At 56.8% G+C, this 19,116-nt stretch carries 21 protein-coding genes; 14 read left to right on the top strand and 7 right to left on the bottom strand.

Annotated elements, in window-relative coordinates; genetic code table 11:
- Positions 1-35: 35 nt before the first annotated feature.
- The 6 genes from aroB (at position 36) to trpS (ending at position 5,610) form a co-directional block, all read left to right on the top strand.
- A complete protein-coding gene (aroB, locus tag AC2CF9_RS14460) occupies positions 36-1,124 on the top strand; it encodes a 3-dehydroquinate synthase (protein WP_039380926.1) in 1,089 nt (362 codons plus the stop codon).
- A gap of 120 nt (positions 1,125-1,244) precedes the next feature.
- Positions 1,245-2,276 carry an SPOR domain-containing protein gene (locus AC2CF9_RS14455; protein WP_484557310.1) on the top strand — a complete coding sequence of 344 codons (1,032 nt, stop codon included), beginning with the start codon at positions 1,245-1,247 and terminating at the stop codon, positions 2,274-2,276.
- A 94-nt stretch (positions 2,277-2,370) separates the two neighbouring features.
- The gene (gene dam, locus AC2CF9_RS14450; protein WP_150018477.1) at positions 2,371-3,180 is read left to right on the top strand and encodes an adenine-specific DNA-methyltransferase; all 810 of its coding nucleotides are present in this window, start codon (positions 2,371-2,373) and stop codon (positions 3,178-3,180) included.
- A 65-nt stretch (positions 3,181-3,245) separates the two neighbouring features.
- Complete coding sequence (gene rpe / locus AC2CF9_RS14445) at positions 3,246-3,929, top strand: ribulose-phosphate 3-epimerase (protein WP_039380919.1); 684 nt, start codon at positions 3,246-3,248, stop codon at positions 3,927-3,929.
- On the top strand, positions 3,913-4,590 hold the full coding sequence (locus AC2CF9_RS14440) for a phosphoglycolate phosphatase (RefSeq protein WP_094111201.1): 678 nt from the start codon (positions 3,913-3,915) through the stop codon (positions 4,588-4,590). The genes rpe and AC2CF9_RS14440 overlap by 17 nt, the downstream gene beginning before the upstream one ends.
- Positions 4,591-4,605: 15 nt before the next feature.
- Positions 4,606-5,610 (top strand): tryptophan--tRNA ligase, encoded by a 1,005-nt coding sequence (trpS, locus tag AC2CF9_RS14435; RefSeq protein WP_094111202.1) that lies wholly within the window; start codon positions 4,606-4,608, stop codon positions 5,608-5,610.
- Positions 5,611-5,700: 90 nt separating this feature from the next.
- On the opposite strand, the gene tsgA is transcribed toward trpS, so the two are convergent.
- A complete protein-coding gene (tsgA, locus tag AC2CF9_RS14430; protein ID WP_104086023.1) occupies positions 5,701-6,879 on the bottom strand; it encodes an MFS transporter TsgA in 1,179 nt (392 codons plus the stop codon).
- 259 nt (positions 6,880-7,138) lie between these two features.
- Here tsgA and ppiA point away from each other — a divergent pair, with 259 nt between their 5' ends.
- The 5 genes from ppiA to argD all read left to right on the top strand — a co-directional run bounded on the left by ppiA (position 7,139) and on the right by argD (position 10,491).
- Positions 7,139-7,711, top strand: coding sequence for a peptidylprolyl isomerase A (gene ppiA / locus AC2CF9_RS14425; RefSeq protein ID WP_039380907.1), 573 nt, complete (start codon positions 7,139-7,141; stop codon positions 7,709-7,711).
- A 101-nt stretch (positions 7,712-7,812) separates the two neighbouring features.
- Positions 7,813-7,983 (top strand): YhfG family protein, encoded by a 171-nt coding sequence (locus tag AC2CF9_RS14420; protein ID WP_150018478.1) that lies wholly within the window; start codon positions 7,813-7,815, stop codon positions 7,981-7,983.
- On the top strand, positions 7,973-8,566 hold the full coding sequence (locus tag AC2CF9_RS14415; RefSeq protein WP_484557309.1) for a putative adenosine monophosphate-protein transferase Fic: 594 nt from the start codon (positions 7,973-7,975) through the stop codon (positions 8,564-8,566). The genes AC2CF9_RS14420 and AC2CF9_RS14415 overlap by 11 nt, the downstream gene beginning before the upstream one ends.
- Before the next feature lie 41 nt (positions 8,567-8,607).
- Positions 8,608-9,183 carry an aminodeoxychorismate synthase component 2 gene (gene pabA, locus AC2CF9_RS14410; RefSeq protein WP_484557346.1) on the top strand — a complete coding sequence of 192 codons (576 nt, stop codon included), beginning with the start codon at positions 8,608-8,610 and terminating at the stop codon, positions 9,181-9,183.
- An 87-nt stretch (positions 9,184-9,270) separates the two neighbouring features.
- The gene (gene argD, locus AC2CF9_RS14405) at positions 9,271-10,491 is read left to right on the top strand and encodes a bifunctional acetylornithine/succinyldiaminopimelate transaminase (RefSeq protein WP_484557308.1); all 1,221 of its coding nucleotides are present in this window, start codon (positions 9,271-9,273) and stop codon (positions 10,489-10,491) included.
- On the opposite strand, the gene AC2CF9_RS14400 is transcribed toward argD, so the two are convergent.
- Positions 10,492-12,567, bottom strand: coding sequence for a YccS/YhfK family putative transporter (locus AC2CF9_RS14400; RefSeq protein WP_150018481.1), 2,076 nt, complete (start codon positions 12,565-12,567; stop codon positions 10,492-10,494).
- Between the two features lie 60 nt (positions 12,568-12,627).
- A complete protein-coding gene (crp, locus tag AC2CF9_RS14395) occupies positions 12,628-13,260 on the bottom strand; it encodes a cAMP-activated global transcriptional regulator CRP (protein ID WP_000242755.1) in 633 nt (210 codons plus the stop codon).
- A gap of 290 nt (positions 13,261-13,550) precedes the next feature.
- On the opposite strand from crp, the gene AC2CF9_RS14390 reads away from it, so the two are divergent.
- Positions 13,551-13,955, top strand: a complete 405-nt coding sequence (locus tag AC2CF9_RS14390) for an OsmC family protein (protein WP_108570290.1) — start codon at positions 13,551-13,553, stop codon at positions 13,953-13,955.
- A 127-nt stretch (positions 13,956-14,082) separates the two neighbouring features.
- On the opposite strand, the gene AC2CF9_RS14385 is transcribed toward AC2CF9_RS14390, so the two are convergent.
- The 3 genes from AC2CF9_RS14385 to AC2CF9_RS14375 all read right to left on the bottom strand — a co-directional run bounded on the left by AC2CF9_RS14385 (position 14,083) and on the right by AC2CF9_RS14375 (position 16,251).
- The gene (locus tag AC2CF9_RS14385; protein WP_039380889.1) at positions 14,083-14,952 is read right to left on the bottom strand and encodes a phosphoribulokinase; all 870 of its coding nucleotides are present in this window, start codon (positions 14,950-14,952) and stop codon (positions 14,083-14,085) included.
- A gap of 61 nt (positions 14,953-15,013) precedes the next feature.
- Positions 15,014-15,232: a YheU family protein gene (locus AC2CF9_RS14380; RefSeq protein WP_065648582.1), complete on the bottom strand. Its 219-nt coding sequence runs from the start codon at positions 15,230-15,232 to the stop codon at positions 15,014-15,016.
- Positions 15,229-16,251 carry a hydrolase gene (locus AC2CF9_RS14375; protein ID WP_484557307.1) on the bottom strand — a complete coding sequence of 341 codons (1,023 nt, stop codon included), beginning with the start codon at positions 16,249-16,251 and terminating at the stop codon, positions 15,229-15,231. Before AC2CF9_RS14375 ends, AC2CF9_RS14380 begins: the two co-directional genes overlap by 4 nt.
- A gap of 60 nt (positions 16,252-16,311) precedes the next feature.
- Here AC2CF9_RS14375 and AC2CF9_RS14370 point away from each other — a divergent pair, with 60 nt between their 5' ends.
- A complete protein-coding gene (locus AC2CF9_RS14370) occupies positions 16,312-16,914 on the top strand; it encodes a LysE family translocator (protein WP_039380881.1) in 603 nt (200 codons plus the stop codon).
- A 1-nt stretch (position 16,915) separates the two neighbouring features.
- Here the strand turns inward: AC2CF9_RS14370 and AC2CF9_RS14365 are convergent, their stop codons facing one another.
- Positions 16,916-17,896: a LacI family DNA-binding transcriptional regulator gene (locus tag AC2CF9_RS14365; protein ID WP_094111207.1), complete on the bottom strand. Its 981-nt coding sequence runs from the start codon at positions 17,894-17,896 to the stop codon at positions 16,916-16,918.
- A gap of 233 nt (positions 17,897-18,129) precedes the next feature.
- Here AC2CF9_RS14365 and tauA point away from each other — a divergent pair, with 233 nt between their 5' ends.
- On the top strand, positions 18,130-19,110 hold the full coding sequence (tauA, locus tag AC2CF9_RS14360) for a taurine ABC transporter substrate-binding protein (protein WP_484557306.1): 981 nt from the start codon (positions 18,130-18,132) through the stop codon (positions 19,108-19,110).
- The last annotated feature ends 6 nt before the right edge of the window (positions 19,111-19,116 follow it).

The raw sequence follows: 19,116 nt of genomic DNA, 5'->3' as shown, positions 1-19,116 counted from the left end.
GTATCCTGAGGGCTCAGCAACAGGTATCGGTCATCATGGAGAAGATCACTGTCTCACTGGGGGATCGTAGTTACCCCATTACCATTGCTGCCGGATTGTTTAAGGATCCGGCTTCTTTTTGGCCGCTGAAGGCAGGCGATCGCGCCATGCTGGTAACCAACCAGACGCTGGCCCCGCTCTACCTCGGGAAAGTGGCAACGCTGCTGACCCAGGCAGGCATCCATGTTGATCAGGTAATTTTGCCTGACGGTGAGCAGTATAAAACGCTGACCGTCATGGATGAGGTTTTTACCGCGCTGCTGCAGAAGCCGCACGGCCGCGACACCACGCTGATTGCGCTGGGTGGCGGCGTGATTGGCGATCTCACCGGATTTGCCGCTGCCAGCTATCAGCGCGGCGTCCGATTTATTCAGGTGCCCACCACGCTGCTGGCGCAGGTTGACTCGTCAGTAGGCGGAAAAACCGCCGTCAATCATCCGCTCGGCAAAAATATGATTGGCGCGTTTTATCAGCCCGCCTCGGTGGTCATTGACACAGATTGTCTCTCCACGCTACCGCCGCGCGAGCTGGCGTCTGGCCTGGCAGAGGTGATCAAATACGGCATCATTCTGGACGGTGAATTCTTCCACTGGCTGGAGCAAAATCTTGATGCGCTGCTGGCGCTGGATGCGCGCGCAATCGCCTGGTGTATTCGCCGCTGCTGCGAGCTGAAAGCGGAAGTGGTGGCTGCCGACGAGCGTGAAAACGGCCAGCGTGCGCTGCTCAATCTGGGCCATACGTTTGGTCATGCGATTGAAGCGCATATGGGCTATGGCAACTGGCTGCATGGCGAAGCCGTGGCGGCAGGTATGGTCATGGCCGCGCGTACGGCGCAGCGACTGGGGCAATTTACCGCTGCAGAGAGCGAACGCGTGATTGCGCTGCTGCAGCGCGCTGGCTTGCCGGTAACCGGCCCCGCTGAGATGACAGCTGAAGCGTATCTGCCGCATATGATGCGCGACAAAAAAGTGATCGGGGGCGAACTGCGTCTGGTGCTGCCTCTCGCTATTGGTCGCTCTGAAGTGCGTGCCGGTGTTGCACATGATATGGTGCTGGCTGCAATTAACGATTGCCGCAGTAACTGAGCGCGAATGTAGCGTTCTGACAGCAGACCGTCATATAACGCTGCGGCAGGCAAGTTCAGGCTGAAGAAGAACGTTGTGATACGGTGTGTCGCAGACGCACCGTTTTACGGAGGAGGCGAGATGGATGAGTTCAAACCGGAAGATGAGTTAAAACCTGATGCCAGCGATCGCCGTCCCGCGCGATCCCGTAAAGCGTCTTCTGCACCAAAGGCCAAAGCGCCAGTCTCCCGTCAGCATATGATGATGGGGATTGGCATTCTGGTGCTGCTGGTTCTGGTGCTGGGCATCGGTTCAGCGCTGACCGGGCCGGATGATAAACCCGCGGCTAACCGTAGTAGCGGCAGTGCAGCGACATCTGGCGGCAGTGAAAAACATATCGATCTCTCTGACTCCACCTCCATGAGCGGCCAGCAGGCAGCGGCACCAACGGCTGAAGGCAGCGCGCCGCAGGATACGACGCAGCCGGCAGCGGGCGGTGAAGGGCAGGCGATCTCAATGCCTGCCGTCTCCTCCACGCCAACGCAGGCGCAGGTAACAGAGGCGCCTGCGAACCAGCAGCGCGTCACGCTGCCGGGCGATCTTAACAGCGCGCTGAGTAATCAGCAGGGCTCAGTAGATGCTGCCGCCCAGGGTGCGCAGGGCGGCTCTTCTCTGCCCACCGCGCCCGCTACCGTAAGCGGTAATGCCGGCAGCACAGCGGGAAAAGCGGTTACGCCGCCTGCTGTACGGGCTGATAATGCGCCGCGTGCCAGCAGCAATAATTCACGCTCCACCGCATCCGGTACCAGCCATAAACCAGCGGCTGCGGCAAAACCGTCTGCGACCCGCGAGAGCCAGACCCACACCACGGCAGCGCACAACCCGCCTGCCAGCAGCGCCAGCAAGTCCCTGCCTTCGGGTGGCAACTATACGCTGCAGCTGAGCGGGGCGTCGAAGCAGGAGAGCCTGACGGCGTGGGCAAAAAAACAGAATCTGAGCGGCTATCACGTGTATAAAACCACACGTAACGGTCAGCCCTGGTACGTGCTGGTCAGTGGCGCTTACGCGACGCCTGCCGAAGCGAAGCGGGCTGCGGCTGCGCTGCCTGCAGAAGTACGTGCGGTTAATCCGTGGGTAAAACCGCTGAGCCAGGTTAAAAAAGAGAGTCAGTAAATTGATGTGGGGCCCGCTGCTGCGGCCCCGTTTAAGCGCAGATCTGCTGTCGGTTTCACCACAGCTACAATGAAGATGTAATAACCACGACAGCATGAAAAAAAATCGCGCTTTCCTGAAATGGGCCGGTGGGAAATATCCACTGCTTGACGATATTCGTCGTCACCTGCCACAAGGCGACTGCTTAGTTGAGCCTTTTGTGGGCGCCGGTTCCGTATTTCTCAATACCGATTATGACCGCTACCATCTGGCGGACATCAACGGCGATCTCATTAACCTCTACAACATTGTTAAAACGCGTACGCAGACATTTATTGCGGATGCGCGTCAGCTGTTTACGCCGGAAGGAAACAGCGCTGAGCACTATTATGCGCAGCGGCTGGCATTTAACGCCAGCCGCGATCCTTACCAGCGCGCCGTGCTGTTCCTCTATCTGAATCGTCACGGCTATAACGGCCTGTGTCGCTACAATCTGCGCGGTGAATTTAATGTGCCTTTTGGCCGCTACCGCAAACCCTACTTTCCGGAAGCTGAACTACTCTGGTTTGCAGAGCGCGCGCAGAAAGCGACCTTTGTCTGCGAATCGTACGATGTTACCCTGAACAGCGCTGCTGCAGGCTCAGTGGTCTATTGCGATCCGCCCTATGCGCCGCTGTCGGCAACGGCCAACTTCACGGCCTATCACACCAACAGTTTCAGCCTGCGCGAGCAGCAGCATCTTGCTGAGCTGGCCGGGAAGCTGGCGCAGAGCCAGATACCGGTCCTGATTTCCAATCACGATACGCTGCTGACCCGGGAGTGGTATCAGAACGCGGATTTACATGTAGTAAAAGCCCGGCGTTCTATCAGCCGAAGCATAAGCGGTCGTACGCAGGTGGACGAACTGCTGGCGCTTTTCCGCTAGCCTGTTTCGTCCGCGACCAACGCATTACGTCAGTTGAGGCTGGCGCACAACATTGGGAGAATCGGATGAAACAATTTTTACTGGCCCCTTCAATTCTTGCCGCTGACTTTGCCCGTCTGGGTGAAGATACCGCCAAAGCACTGGCGGCAGGCGGCGATGTCGTGCATTTCGATGTGATGGATAATCACTATGTGCCCAATCTGACGATGGGACCTATGGTGCTGAAAGCGCTGCGTGACTACGGCATTACGGCGCCGATTGATGTGCACCTGATGGTCAAGCCAGTAGATGCGCTTATCCCGGAGTTTGCGAAAGCGGGTGCCAGCTATATCACATTCCATCCGGAAGCCAGCGATCATGTGGATCGCACGCTGCAGCTCATTAAAGAGCATGGCTGTAAGGCGGGCCTGGTGTTTAATCCGGCGACGCCGCTGAGCTACCTTGATTACGTGATGGATAAGCTGGATATCATTCTGCTGATGTCGGTCAATCCTGGCTTTGGCGGCCAGTCATTTATACCGGGCACGCTGGATAAACTGCGCGAGGCGCGCCGGCTGATCGATCAGAGCGGCTATGACATCCGGCTCGAAGTGGATGGCGGCGTGAAAATCGACAATATCGGACAGATCGCTGCCGCCGGCGCAGATATGTTTGTCGCTGGTTCGGCCATCTTCGGTCATCCCGATTACAAAAAAGTCATTGATGAAATGCGCACGGAACTGGAGAAAGTTAATGGCTCATTTCACTGATATCCGCGCGCTGGCCTTTGACCTTGACGGAACGCTGGTGCATAGCGCACCGGGCCTGTCACAGGCGATCGATCGGGCGCTGGGCGATCTGCAGCTGCCGGCGCCGGGCATTGAGCGGGCGTCAACCTGGATAGGTAACGGTGCCGATATTATGATGGCGCGCGCCCTGACCTGGGCGCTGGGTCGCGAGCCGCATGCGGAAGAGCAGCGTGACGCACGCGCCTGCTTTGACCGGCACTATGCTGACACTGTTGAGTCAGGCAGCACGCTGTTTCCGCAGGTGAAAGAGACGCTGCTCGCGCTGCGCGACCAGGGATTACCTCTCGCTATCGTTACCAATAAACCGACGCCGTTTGTCGCTCCGCTGCTGGCCTCTCTCGGCATCAGCGACTCTTTTTCACTGATTATCGGCGGTGATGACGTAGCGGTGAAAAAACCGCATCCGGCCGGCATCTTCCTGGTGCTGGGCCATTTCGGCGTACTGCCGGAACAATTGCTGTTTGTCGGGGATTCACGCAATGATATCCTCGCGGCACAGGCTGCCGGTGTACCGAATGTCGGTATGACGTTTGGCTACAACTACGGTGAGTCGATTACCACCAGCCGGCCCGATTTAACTCTCGACACTTTTGGCGAACTTCTGCCCGCACTCGGGCTGTGATTATCAGGATATAACATGAGCAAACCCATCGTTTTCAGCGGCGCCCAGCCTTCAGGTGAACTGACCATTGGCAACTATATGGGTGCGCTGCGTCAGTGGGTGCAGATGCAGGATGACTATCACTGCATTTACTGCATCGTCGATCTGCACGCGATCACCGTGCGTCAGGACCCGGCCACGCTGCGTAAAGCGACACTGGATACGCTGGCGCTCTATCTGGCCTGCGGCATTGACCCGGAAAAAAGCACCATTTTTGTTCAGTCGCACGTGCCGGAGCATACGCAGCTGAGCTGGATCCTGAACTGCTATGCCTACTTTGGCGAGCTGAGCCGTATGACACAGTTCAAGGATAAATCTGCCCGCTACGAAGAGAATATCAACGCCGGTCTGTTTGACTACCCGGTGCTGATGGCGGCCGATATTCTGCTGTATCAGACCAATCAGGTTCCGGTAGGCGAAGATCAGAAGCAGCATCTGGAGCTGAGCCGCGATATTGCTGCCCGTTTCAACGCGCTTTATGGTGACGTGTTTAAGGTTCCGGAGCCGTTTATTCCGAAATCGGGCGCGCGCGTGATGTCGCTGCTGGAGCCGACGAAAAAGATGTCCAAGTCGGATGACAACCGCAACAACGTTATCGGCCTGCTGGAAGATACCAAATCGGTCGTGAAGAAGATCAAGCGTGCGGTTACTGACTCCGAAGAGCCGCCGGTAGTGCGCTATGATGTCAAAGAGAAGGCGGGCGTCTCTAACCTGCTGGATATTCTCTCAGGCGTTACCGGCAAATCGATTCCGGAGCTTGAACAGCAGTTTGAAGGCAAAATGTACGGACACCTTAAGGGCGACGTTGCCGAGGCGGTATCCGGTATGCTGACCGAGCTGCAGGCGCGCTATCACCACTTCCGCAATGATGAAGCGCTGCTCAATCAGGTAATGCGTGACGGCGCAGCTAAAGCGCGTGCGCACGCGCAGGAGACGCTGAAGAAGGTGTATGACGCCGTCGGGTTCGTCGCACAGCCGTAAACCGGCGCGGATGACGTAAAAAAGGCGAGCCTTCTGGCTCGCCTTTTTATTGGGTCGCATCTGCCGCGCGAGGCGGCAGTGGCGGTATCATCAGTGGGTCACATGACCGTGCTGACGGTGCTTCGTGACAAAGCCGAGCAGCACGCACATGACAAACACCACGGCATAAAGGCCGTTAGCGGTAGAGAGCGCCGCATGCGCGCCACCTTTAGCCACTATCGGTCCGGTAACCACAAAGGTCAGCATGGTGCCCACGGTGCCGCAGGTCAGGATAAAGTTAACCAGCTTAGGCGAGGCCGCTTTGGTCTGCAGCGATCCCAGCGTAATGATGGTGGTATAAATTGCGCTGGAGAAGAAGCCCAGCGCCATAATGATCCAGTGCAGCATGCCCGCCTCCTGAGAGGAGACAAACCAGTACATCAGGCCGGTGGCCAGCGCAGCCAGCACCATCAGGATGCGCTGCAGGTCAAAGAAGCGCAGCAGGAAACTAAACGCCCACATACCGACCATGTAAGCGGTCCAGAAGTTGCCGACCAGCTGCCCGGCAGAGGCGATATCCATGCCCATCGATTTGGTTGCATACTCCGGCACCCAGGAGATAAAGCCCAGCTGACCCAGGATGTAACAGAGCGCAGCGATGGAGAGGAACAGCACGCCCACGCCCCATTTCTCTTTTTCCCCACCCTGAACGGCCGCTTCACTTTTGAGAACCGGAAACTCCACCATCAGCGTCAGAACAAAAATAGCCAGATAGATAACGCCGATGCAGGCATATACCCAGTACCACGGCAGCGCCCGCGCCAGCAGTACGCCAGCAATAATCGGGAAAATCGTGCCGGCCATGCTGAAAAATGAATCAGTAAACAGCAGGCGTGAACCGCGCTGGCGACCGTCATAGATATGGGTGATCAGAAAGGTTCCAATGGACATGGTGATGCCGCTGACCACGCCCAGAATAAACATGCAGAGTGAAAAGACCTGCAGGTTATGGCTGGTCATCAGGCCCGCTACCGCCAGAATCATCAGCACAAAGCCGAAAATCAGCTGGCGTTTCAGCGGCACAATCACCATCAGCCAGGCGTTCAGGAAAACGGCAACCAGAATGCCGGCATTTAGGAAAGTAAAAGTGTTACTCATCTCTGAGATGGGCAGCTGGAAATATTGCGCGATATTATCCAGCACCATACCGGTCACAATCACCAGTGCGCCAGTGAGCGCATAAGAGAAAAAGCTGATCCAGGTAAGGCCGATGCGATTACGGTTTGTCATGTTCATAACCTGTGGGGGACGATGAGGCAAAAGTGTCATGAATTGTAAATGGAACTGTGATCTTAATAAACAAGCAGTGAAATAAGCTATGCAAATTTCATGATATGTGTGATTTCAATCACGCAAATGATTGCGCGGCGGCAAAAGTATGACGTTTGCAACATTCCGGTAAATATAGGTAAAACGCTGGCTCTTGTATTACATGCTCTTTACAATCAATTCTGTTTTTTAAGCCGATCTCCAGGGTAAGGACTCTTTCATGCTTAAACGTACTTTGACAGCGGCGATCGCCCTGTTAGCACTCTCTTCCGTATCTGCTTCCGCACTGGCTGCAAAAGGGGATACGCATGTCCTGCTCACCACGTCGGCGGGCAACATTGAACTTGAACTGGATAATCAGAAAGCGCCGGTTTCAGTAAAAAACTTTGTGGATTACGTTAATAACGGCTTCTACAACAACACCATTTTTCATCGCGTGATCCCGGGTTTTATGATCCAGGGCGGCGGTTTTACCACGGATATGCAGCAGAAGCAGACCAGCGCGCCGGTCAAAAACGAAGCTGATAACGGGCTGCGTAATCTGCGCGGTACCATCTCTATGGCACGTACCGCTGAGAAAGACAGCGCAACCAGCCAGTTCTTCCTGAATGTGGCAGATAACGCTTTCCTCGATCACGGACAGCGCGACTTCGGTTATGCGGTGTTTGGTAAAGTTGTGAAAGGGATGGATGTGATCGACAAGATTGCCCAGGTTCCGACTAAAGATGTGGGCCCGTACCAGAATGTCCCGGCAAAACCGGTTGTTATTACCTCCGCGAAAATCCTGCCTTAATCTGTTTCCGCGTCACCTGTAGCGTGACGTCGCTGACCGCGCTCCGGCAAAGCCAGAATTTGCTCTTATACTTAGGGCAAATCTTGTCAGCCGGAGGCGCTATGCCGCAAAAACTCACTGAAAAACAGAAAGCCACTTTGTGGCTGCAGCGTCGTGCTGCCAGCTATCAGGCCAGCTGCAGGCTGTCTGGTTATACCCTGACCGAGCCTGCAGTCACCGCTGAGCAGGCAGAAGATCGGCTCACTTCGCTGAGGAGGCAGTATGGCGGATAATTCACTGGCGGTACGCGATCCCTACCTGTGGCACAACGACGATGTGCTGAAAAACCGGCTGGAAATTCATGATGCCGCACAGCTGCGCAAAGCGGAGCTGGCGTTCAGTGCCGCGCGGCTGGCGACGCTGGATCCAGGGCCGCGTACACTGGGCCTGCCGCGTTTACGTCATATTCATCGCACGCTGTTTCAGGATCTCTACAGCTGGGCGGGCGAACTCCGCACTATCGATATCTGGCGCGACGAGACCCCTTACTGCCACTGCGAATACATTGAGAAAGAGGGCAATGCGCTGATGAGCGCGCTGGAGGAGGAGCAGGGGCTGGCTGAACTCGATACAGACGCCTTTGTGGCCCGTCTGGCGCACTACTACTGTGAACTCTATGTACTGCATCCGTTCCGGGCGGGCAACGGACGCGCTCAGCGCATCTTTTTTGAGCAGCTGGCGCTGCACGCCGGCTATCTGCTGGAGTGGGATCGGCTGGAACCGGAGCCGTGGCAGGAGGCAATTCGCGAAGCCGTCGCGGGCGATCTCGCCGCGCTGACTGCGCAGCTGACAAAAGTGGTAAGCCCGGCGCGATAAAGTGCGTAGAATAGCGGCGGTTTGATCGACCCGAGGTCATGATGCTGCTGCTGCTTGATAACTACGACTCTTTTACCTGGAACCTCTATCAGTATTTCTGCGAGCTGGGCGCGCAGGTGCGCGTGGTGCGTAATGACGCTATCTCGCTGGCTGAGATGGCGGCATTGCCGCTAAGCCATCTGGTTATCTCTCCTGGCCCCTGTACGCCCGACCAGGCGGGTATTTCTCTGGATGCCATTCGCTATTTTGCCGGGCGGCTGCCGGTGCTGGGGGTGTGCCTCGGACACCAGGCCATCGCTCAGGCCTTTGGCGGAAAGGTTGTTCGTGCGCGTCAGGTTATGCACGGGAAAACCTCGCCGGTACGCCATACCGGCGAGGGCGTGTTTCGCAACCTCGCTAATCCACTTACCGTGACGCGCTATCACTCACTGATTGTGGCGGATGGATCGCTGCCTGACGCGTTTGAGATCACTGCCTGGAGCCTGCGTGATAATCAGCCCGATGAAATCATGGGCTTGCGTCACCGCACGCTGCCGCTGGAAGGCGTACAGTTTCATCCCGAAAGCGTGCTCAGCGAGCAGGGCCATCAGCTGCTGAAAAATTTTCTCGAACGCTAACTTCCGTTTGCCATTCTGTGATTTTTTATGCATATTTCGTGATTATAATTTCATTTAAGATCACTCAACAGCCGGATGAGGTCAGCAATGGCAGCGGAAAACATAGCGGTAACCCGGGAGACGTTTGATAACGTCATTTTGCCTGTTTATGCACCTGCGCAGTTTGTGCCCGTAAAGGGCAAAGGCAGCCGCGTCTGGGATCAGCAGGGTAAAGAGTATATCGACTTCTCCGGCGGTATAGCGGTCACCGCGCTGGGTCACTGTCATCCGGCACTGGTTGAGACGCTGAAGCGCCAGGGCGAAACGCTGTGGCACACCAGTAATGTCTTTACCAACGAGCCGGCGCTGCGTCTGGCCACTAAGCTGATTGCCGCCACCTTCGCCGACCGCGTATTTTTTGGCAATTCCGGTGCGGAAGCCAACGAAGCGGCGTTCAAGCTGGCGCGCTACTACGCCTGCAAAAAGCACTCGCCGTTCAAAAGTAAGATCATCGCGTTTCACAACGCTTTCCACGGCCGCACGCTGTTTACCGTCTCCGTTGGCGGACAGCCTAAATATTCTGACGGCTTCGGTCCAAAACCGGCCGATATCGTCCACGTCCCGTTCAACGATCTGGCGGCGGTAAAAGCCGTGATTGACGATCATACCTGCGCGATTGTTGTTGAGCCGATTCAGGGTGAGGGCGGCGTGATGCCGGCAACGCCGGAATTTATGCAGGGGCTGCGCGCGCTGTGCGATGAACATAACGCGCTGCTGGTGCTGGATGAAGTGCAGAGCGGCATGGGACGCAGCGGCAAGCTGTTTAGCTATGAGCACTACGGGATTCAGCCTGACATTCTTACGACGGCGAAAGCGCTGGGCGGCGGCTTCCCGGTGAGCGCGATGCTGACCACGCATGAGATCGCTTCCGTGATGGCGCCCGGCGTACATGGCACCACTTACGGCGGCAATCCGCTCGCCTGCGCGATTGCAGAAACCGCGCTGGATATCATTAACACGCCGGCGGTGCTGGCCGGGGTGGAAGCGCGGCGGCAGCAGTTTACCGACGCGCTGACGGCGCTGGATAGTGAGCTGGACATCTTTAGCGAAATTCGCGGAAAGGGTCTGCTGATGGGCGCGGTACTGAAACCGGAACATGCCAGTAAAGCCCGCGATATTCTCAATGCGGCAGCGGCAGAAGGCGTGATGATCCTGACCGCCGGCAGCGACGTGATCCGCTTTGTACCGTCGCTGGTTATCACTCCGGAGGAGATCGACGCCGGAATGACACGCTTTGCCGCCGCGCTGCGCAGGGTTATTGCAGCCTGATTATCCTTTCGGACGAATAGCCCGCAGCCAGCGGCCATGATGCGGTCGCTGGCTCCACGCCAGAGAGGAGATGGTGTGCATGACGCTGAGATGCTGCAGAATGCGTTTAACATGCTGCTCGACAATCGTCACCGGCCCCTCATGCAGGTTTTCCGGCGCCTCCATAACGTTGCTCTCACTGCCCGGCCCGTCGTAGATCAGCCGCTGCTGACAGCGCTGCAGGGCAATTTCGCACGACTGCAGATAGCGCTCTGCCAGAGCCGGGGTCAGCATAGTGTGCTCACGCGCCAGAATAGTCATGGCGTTAATATGCTCTACGATGAACTGACTGTGCGTGACCCACAGCCGCATATCCTTCAGATACTGCGCGTTAAAACCGGGCTCGCTGGTCGCCTGATTCAGCGCATTAAACAGCGCGTTATGCGCCTGGTTAACCTTTACCCGCTGGTAAGCCAGTTTTTCCGGCGCGTGTTCCGGCCCCAGCAGCATGCGCAGCGCCTCCTGATACGCCTCCAGCGCATCGTGCGCATTCTGGCGCAGCAGGCCACTTTGCCACTGCGGCCATAGCCAGATCATACCGGCGAAGGCGATCAGGCAGCCCATCAGCGTATCCATCATCCGCGGCAGCAGGAACTGAGCGCCATTCAGCGACAGCAGCTGCAGCGAGTAGACCGCCGTCACGGTAAAGCCAATCATCGACCAGCCATAATATTTGCGCGTCACCAGATAACTGGCCAGCGTGATTGCCAGCATAAACAGCAACGCGATCGATTCCGGTACGGCGAAGCGCAGCGATGCGGCGGCAATCAGCAGCCCGGCAAAGGTGCCGAGCGCCCGGTGCTGAATGCGCACGCGCGTGGCGCTGTAGCCGTTCTGGCTGACAAACATAATGGTCATCAGGATCCAGTAGGGCTTGGGAATATTAAAAAACAGCGCAACCGAGCTGCCAAACATCAGCATAACGGCAAAGCGGGCCGCGCTGCGCAGCGCGCCGGACCTGAACGACAGATAGCTGCGCAGGGCGGGCAGCAGCGGCAGGCGCCGCTGGCGATCGGCCATCAGGTCGCGCGTATAGAGCGGTTTCTGGGTGCGCAGCACGCGGGCGATGCGGCTGAAATGATAAAGGCAGAAGTGGCCAACCGGATTATCCGGATGCTGCCGCGCAATTTTTTCCAGTGCGCCGAGCGGCTTTTCCATCTGAAAGCGGGCGGGCAGCTGGTGATAGAGAATGGCATCGGCCAGCAGCCTGAGCTGTGCCGAAATGGTTTTTGCATTCCAGCGGATAACCGCTTCCGCATGACTCTGTTCTACCAGCTTTTGCACTTTCTCCGGCTGGTGCAGGCTGACAGCGATATGCTCCTGCAGATCCAGCGCCACCTGAAAAGCGCGCGTCAGCCGCTTATGGCTGTTATCGCGGCTGGCAGAAAGCATATGCATCTGCTGATAGCAGGTGGTGATCAGGTCAACCGCTTTCTGCTGGCGCGCCAGCAGCGGCGGCAGCGCTTTTTCCGGATCGGTCAGCTGCGTCAGCAGGGTATATTTGGCATCGCAGTAGTCAGCCAGCTCACGATAGAGCAGGCTCAGCGTTTCACGCATGGGCTGCTCTTTCCACAGCCAGTACCAGAACCAGTTAAACAGGCCATACCAGAACGTGCCGCCGATATAGAGCAGCGGCGGCACCCAGATCGGCATGCGCCCTACCAGACTCAGCGTAAAGATCGCTGCAATCAGCGTGCCGGGCAGCAGACGCCCGTGCAGCGGACTGATTTCGCCCGTCACGCCAATCAGCAGCGGCAGCGCCAGCATAATAAGCGGCAGCGGAACCGCGGCGTTGGTGAGGTACTGGATCAGAAAACTGCCGGTGGCGAAAAGCGTACCGCCCACGATCAGGCGTTTGAAAAAGCGTTTATGCGGCGTATCAAGGCCGGCAATATTGCAGCAGGCGGGGACCAGCGAGAACAGCAGGCCTTTTTGCAGATCGCCACACAGCCATCCCAGCGCGACAGGCAGGCACAATACCAGCGTCTGACGCAGAGCGTAATTGACTTCGGGATGATAGATGATTCGGCGCCACATCAGCTTATCGCAAACAGAAACGGCGTGATGGTGCCATCACGCCGTGGGGGGTGAAACAGCTTAGCGGGTGCCGTAAACGACGATGGTTTTACCGTGTGCGGAGATCAGGTTCTGATCCTCCAGCATTTTCAGGATGCGACCAACGGTTTCCCGTGAGCAACCCACGATCTGACCAATCTCCTGACGGGTAATTTTAATCTGCATACCGTCGGGGTGGGTCATGGCATCCGGCTGTTTAGCCAGATTAAGCAGCGTCTGTGCAATGCGGCCGGTAACATCCAGGAAAGCCAGGTTACCCACCTTTTCTGATGTCACCTGCAGGCGACGTGCCATCTGCGCCGACAGGCGCATCAAAATATCCGGGTTAACCTGAATCAGCTGACGAAATTTTTTGTAGGAAATTTCAGCAACTTCACAGGCTGTTTTCGCACGCACCCAGGCACTGCGCTCCTGGCCCTCTTCAAACAGGCCGAGTTCGCCGATGAAATCTCCCTGATTCAGATAGGAGAGGATCATCTCTTTGCCTTCTTCATCTTTAATCAGTACCGCAACGGAACCTTTAACGATGTAGTAGAGCGTTTCTGCTTTTTCACCCTGATGGATCAGCGTGCTTTTGGATGGATATTTGTGAATATGGCAATGGGACAGGAACCATTCGAGTGTAGGGTCTGTTTGCGGTTTGCCGAGAACCATTCGCTATTATCCTCTATTGTAATCGTGCCCAAAACACAGGGGCATTCATTCCCTGTCAGGCGATGAAATCGTCCAGCGCGTCCTGTTAATAAAAATTATCCGGGCGGATGTGTAAGCTCTGCTTTTGATTCTGCCCGTCCTCATCAGCCACGACGAAGAAATTTTCAGCTCTGTTTGTAGCACAGCTTTTGCAGGCTGTCTTGTGTTGTCTCGCTTCAGCAGGCGGGCGATTGCTGTTTGCCGGATGAACGCGTACTCTGGCGCAAAACGCCGCTTCAGGAGAAAGAATAATGCAGGCACGTGTGAAATGGGTGGAAGGGCTGACCTTTCTCGGAGAATCCTCATCAGGACATCAGTTATTAATGGACGGGAATTCAGGCGATAAAGCGCCAAGCCCGATGGAGATGGTACTGATGGCCGCCGGCGGCTGCAGCGCGATCGATGTGGTTTCGATTCTGCAAAAAGGGCGTAATGATGTGGCTGACTGTGAGGTCAAACTGACTTCAGAGCGGCGCGAAGAAGCACCACGTATTTTTACACAGATTAACCTGCATTTTATCGTCAGCGGCAAAGCGCTGAGCGAGAAAGCGGTGGCACGGGCGGTTGATCTGTCGGCAGAAAAATATTGCTCAGTGGCAATCATGCTTGGCAAAGGGGTGGAGATCACCCACAGTTATGAAGTGGTCGCGCAGTAATCGGTGCCGGTGCGCATAAATGCGCACCCTACGATGGCTGGTGCTGTCATTTGTGAAACATGGCACTATACCCTGCAGGGTCGCCATTTATGGCGACCGATGCCACATAGTCTGGCAGATATGGCCTCTACTCTATCCGTTTTCCTTCAATCAGCCGCTGCACCAGTGGCATCATGATCAGCTCCATCGCCAGTCCCATTTTGCCGCCCGGTACCACCAGCGTATTCATATGCGAAATAAACGATCCCTGAATCATCGCCAGCAGATAGGGGAAAGCGATACCTTCCAGGCCGCGAAAATGGATCACAACAAAACTCTCATCGAGTGAGGGGATCTCGCGCGCCGCAAACGGGTTAGAGGTATCAACCGTCGGTACACGCTGAAAGTTAAGATGCGTGCGCGAAAACTGCGGCGTGATGTAGTTGATATAATCTTCCATCGACCGAACCACAGAGTCCATCACCGCTTCGCGCGAATGGCCCCGTTCGCTGGTATCGCGTACCAGTTTCTGTATCCACTCAAGATTGACGATCGGCACCACGCCCACCAGCAGATCAACATGCTCCGCCACGTTATGCTGCTGCGTAACTACTCCGCCGTGCAGGCCCTCGTAAAACAGCACATCGGTATTCTCCGGCAGCGGCTGCCAGGGCGTAAAGGTGCCCGGCACCTGATTCCACGGCACGGCCTCGTCATAGGTGTGCAGATATTTGCGCGACTCTCCGATGCCGCTTTCGCCATAGCGCCGGAACGTCTGCTCCAGCAGGCCAAAGTCATTGGCGTCCGGACCAAAATAACTGATGTGACGGCCCAGATCGCGTGCTTTGCGGATCGCCATATCCATTTCCGGCCGGGTATAGCGATGAAAACTGTCGCCTTCTACTTCGGCTGCATGCAGCCCCAGCTGCTGAAAAATTTTACGGAACGCAAGGCTGGTTGTCGTGGTACCGGCGCCGCTGGAGCCGGTAACGGCGATAACGGGGTGTCTGGCTGACATACGGGTGCTCCCTGTGAGGTCGGGCGATGAGCATTGTTACCATGAATTATCTGGCAGTGCATCAGCCGCGAAACTCGCGCCGCGGCATAATATTGACCGTTTCATGCAGCTCAGACCAGACCAGCACCACCTCGCCCTGCTGCAGCTGGCGGCGCACGTCGGCTACCTTCTGCGCCAGGCTGCGCTCCTGCTCACCGTAGTCAGTGCCTTCGCGCAGAACAAAACTTTCAATCAGGTTTTCCAGCGTTGTTACTTCCAGTTCCTGCCACGGAATAATCACAATTGCCCATCCAGATAAGTTGAGAGCCACTCCGGCACGCGCTGCTCCAGCCACATATGCGGTTTAAGCAGGCTGCCGCCGACAAAGCCAACGTGTCCACCCTGCTGCGTCAGCTGATACTCAATTGTGGCAGACAATTGCTGCGGCTGCGGGATCACCGCATCTGTCATAAAGGGATCGTCTTTGGCGTGGATGATCAGCATCGGCTTGCGTACGCCGGTTAACAGCGGCAGGGCGCTGGCGCGCTGATAGTAATCGCTGGCGTCAAGAAAGCCGTGCGCCCGGGCGGTGATCGCGTCGTCAAATTCGCGCAGGCGGCGAAACGCGCGCAGCTGCAGTACATCAACCGGCAGCGTGCCGGGCCAGGCGCGCAGTTTGCGCAGCGCATTCTTTTTCAGCTGCGTCAGCAGATAGTGCTGGTAGAAGCGGGAAAAGCCGATATCGAGCTTTTCACTGCAGGGGGCGAGCGCCAGCGGTGCTGATATCGCCACGGCCGCATCCAGCGGCGCCTCATTACCCTGCAGCCCCAGTAAACAGGCGAGCATGTTACCGCCCAGTGACACCCCTACCGCAGCCGTCGGCACGCTGCCCCATTCACGCCGCAGCCAGTGCAGGAAATAGGTCGCGTCTTCCGTTTCACCGGAGTGATAGATGCGCTGCAGCCGGTTAGGTTCGCCGCTGCAGCCGCGAAAGTGCATCACCACGCCAAGCCAGCCGCGCGCTTTGCACGCCTGCATCAGGCCGTGCGCGTAGGGGCTGCGAAAATGGCCTTCGAGCCCGTGAAACATCACCATGCGCGGTTTGTGGCGCGCGCCAGCCGGATCTTCGCTCCAGGCGAGATCGACAAAGTCGCCATCCGGCAGCTCCAGCCGCTGCCAGTGTGGTTTAAGCGTGACGCGGCGGCGCAGCAGGCGCGGCAGCAGGGTCTGCAAATGCGCATTGCCGAAGCCGCGCAGCGGAATAAAGGGATTGCCGGCGGGGCAATCTAAATAACCAGGGATAGTGCTTGTCTGATGCATAACTCGCTGATAGCTTCGATGGGTTGTCTGCTTTTAAGGATGAGGAGCATCCGGATACTCATGGAACTCAGTCTTTTTTTGTCGATGTTAGGTTTTCTCTGGGTCGCGGCCATCACGCCGGGGCCCAATAATATGTTACTTACGGCCTCAGGTGCTAATTTTGGCTTTCTGCGCACGCTGCCGCTGCTTATTGGTATCATGCTGGGTATGCAGGTGATGTTGCTGATGGTGGCATTTGGCATTGGCGGACTGATCCTGCTCTATCCGTCGCTGCATCTGGTGCTGAAGATTGCCGGCAGCCTCTATCTGCTCTGGCTGGCGTGGAAAATCGCGACGGCCGCCTATGAGACGCTGGAAACCGAAGACCGTTCGGTAAAGCAGATGCCGTTCTGGCAGGGCGGACTGCTGCAGCTGATCAATCCCAAAGCCTGGCTGATGGCGCTGGGGGCGATAGCGAGTTTCAGCCTGGCAGGCGCTGCCTATCAGCACTCTGTGGTTGCGATCAGCATGGGCATGGCGCTGGTGAATCTGGTATCCGGCCTGATCTGGATGGGATTTGGTTCACTGATTGGCCGCCTGCTGCATAGCCCGCGTGCCTGGAAACTGTTCAACCTTGCGATGGGTGCACTGACCGCTGCCTGTGTGCTGCTGATCTGGCGCTAGATTAGCTGGATGCGCGCTCCAGACGCTGCCAGGGCAGGACTTCGTGCACAATGGCAGCGTGCGGCTGGCGAATGCGGTTCAGCAGCAGCTGTACGCTGCGGGCACCCATCTGATTCATCGGCTGCGCAATGGTGGTCAGCGGCGGATTCAGGCTGCTGGTAAACGGAATACCGTCAAAACCCACCACGGCCAGATCCTCCGGAACGCGCAGTCCCGCTTCGAGCGCGGCGTGAATAACGCCAACGGCCAGCACATCTGACACGGTAAAAATGGCATCGGGCGGAGAGGGTTGTGCCAGCAGTGCATGCAGCGCGGCGCTGCCCGCTTCGCAGGAGATGTTCTCCGCATACGCCACGCGATCCCACGTCATATTCAGCGCCTTCAGCGCCTCGCGGTAGCCGCTCTCACGCTGATGCGAATAGAGATAGCGCATGTCGCAGTTGACCAGCGCAATCTGTTTTCGGCCCTTTCCGGCCAGGTAGCGGACCGTCTCAAAAGCCGCCTGCCGGTTATCAATAGTCACGCTGGATGCATTAATAGAGGGATCGTATTCAGCGCACTGCACCCACGGCGCATCGCCAATCAAATCTTTCAGCCCCTGCAGACAGGCAGCGGCATCCATTGTGATCACACCATCGACGACCTTACCAGCCAGCAGCGCCAGATAGGCGGTTTCCCGCCGCAGCTGAGAGGCGCTGTTGCAGAGCAAAATGTGATAGCCCTGCGCTTCCGCCTCCGCTTCAATCCCCTGCACCACGCGCGAACAGAAGGGGTTGGTAATATCTGAAATCAGCACCAGCAGCATATTGCTTTGCGCCGTACGCAGCTGGCGCGCCAGCAAATTGGGCTGGTAATCGCACGCGCTGATCGCCGCCAGCACTTTACTGCGCGTATCGGGACGGACGCCGGGGTGCTGGTTCAGAACCCGGGAAACGGTAGCTTTTGATACGCCTGCCAGGTGCGCGACTTTTTCGATGGACATGAAGATAACAACCGCTATTCAGGTGATGAAATCAGGAAGAGATCAATAACACAGTCGCGATGTGAGCGCCTGACAAATTTGTCACCGTTTCTGTCCGGTCTATTTGCTTTTTTTGCATAGCGTTGCCTGATGTTGATCTAAGAACTGATTGGCATGAGGGATAATTTTTAATTCCTTTATGAAATTTTCGCTGCTGGCGACACTGCCGTCATAACTTCACTTCGGGAAACAGAATGATGGTAATGCAAAAAACAATGATCTCGCTGGCAGCGGCACTGGGACTGATAGCGTTTCAGGCGCAGGCAGTCAACGTGACCGTGGCGTATCAGACCTCCGCAGAGCCTGCCAAAGTCGCTCAGGCGGATAACACCTTTGCCCGTGAGAGCGGAGCAACCGTGGACTGGCGCAAATTTGACAGCGGTGCCAGCGTGCTGCGTGCGCTGGCGTCCGGTGATGTGCAGATTGGCAATATTGGCTCAAGTCCGCTGGCAGTCGCTGCCACACAGCAGCTGCCGATTGAAGCGTTTCTGCTTGCATCACAGCTGGGTAACTCCGAGGCGCTGGTGGTGAAAAAAGGCATCAGCGATCCGAAACAGCTCATCGGCAAACGTATTGCCGTGCCTTTCATCTCTACCACGCATTACAGCCTGCTGGCGGCGCTGAAGCACTGGGGCATTAAGCCCTCACAGGTGCAGTTAGTGAACCTGCAGCCGCCTGCGATCGTTGCCGCCTGGCAGCGTGGCGATATTGACGGCGCGTACGTCTGGGCACCAGCCGTTAATGAACTGGAAAAAGAGGGTCACGTGCTGACCGACTCCTCGCAGGTGGGACAGTGGGGCTCACCAACGCTCGATGTCTGGGTGGTGCGTAAAGATTTTGCGCAGCAGCATCCGGAGGTGGTTACCGCGTTTGCCCGCAGCGCCATTGAGGCGCAGCAGGCCTATCTCGCCCAGCCCGAACAGTGGCTGAAGCAGCCGGATAACCTGAACAAGCTGTCGCGCCTGAGCGGCGTACCGGAAGGAGATGTGCCGGGCCTGGTTAAAGGCAATACCTATCTGACGGCGCAGCAGCAGGTTGAGCAACTCGGCAAGCCGGTGAATAAAGCCATTGTTGATACCGCGCACTTTCTGAAAGAGCAGGGGCGGGTGCCGGAAGCGGCCAGCGACTACAGCAGCTTTGTCACCACCCGCTTTGTTGCACCTTTAGCGAAATAACGGAGG

The organism is Pantoea sp. SYBGC1 (genome assembly GCF_057197005.1).
This window is presented reverse-complemented; position numbering and strand designations above follow the sequence as displayed.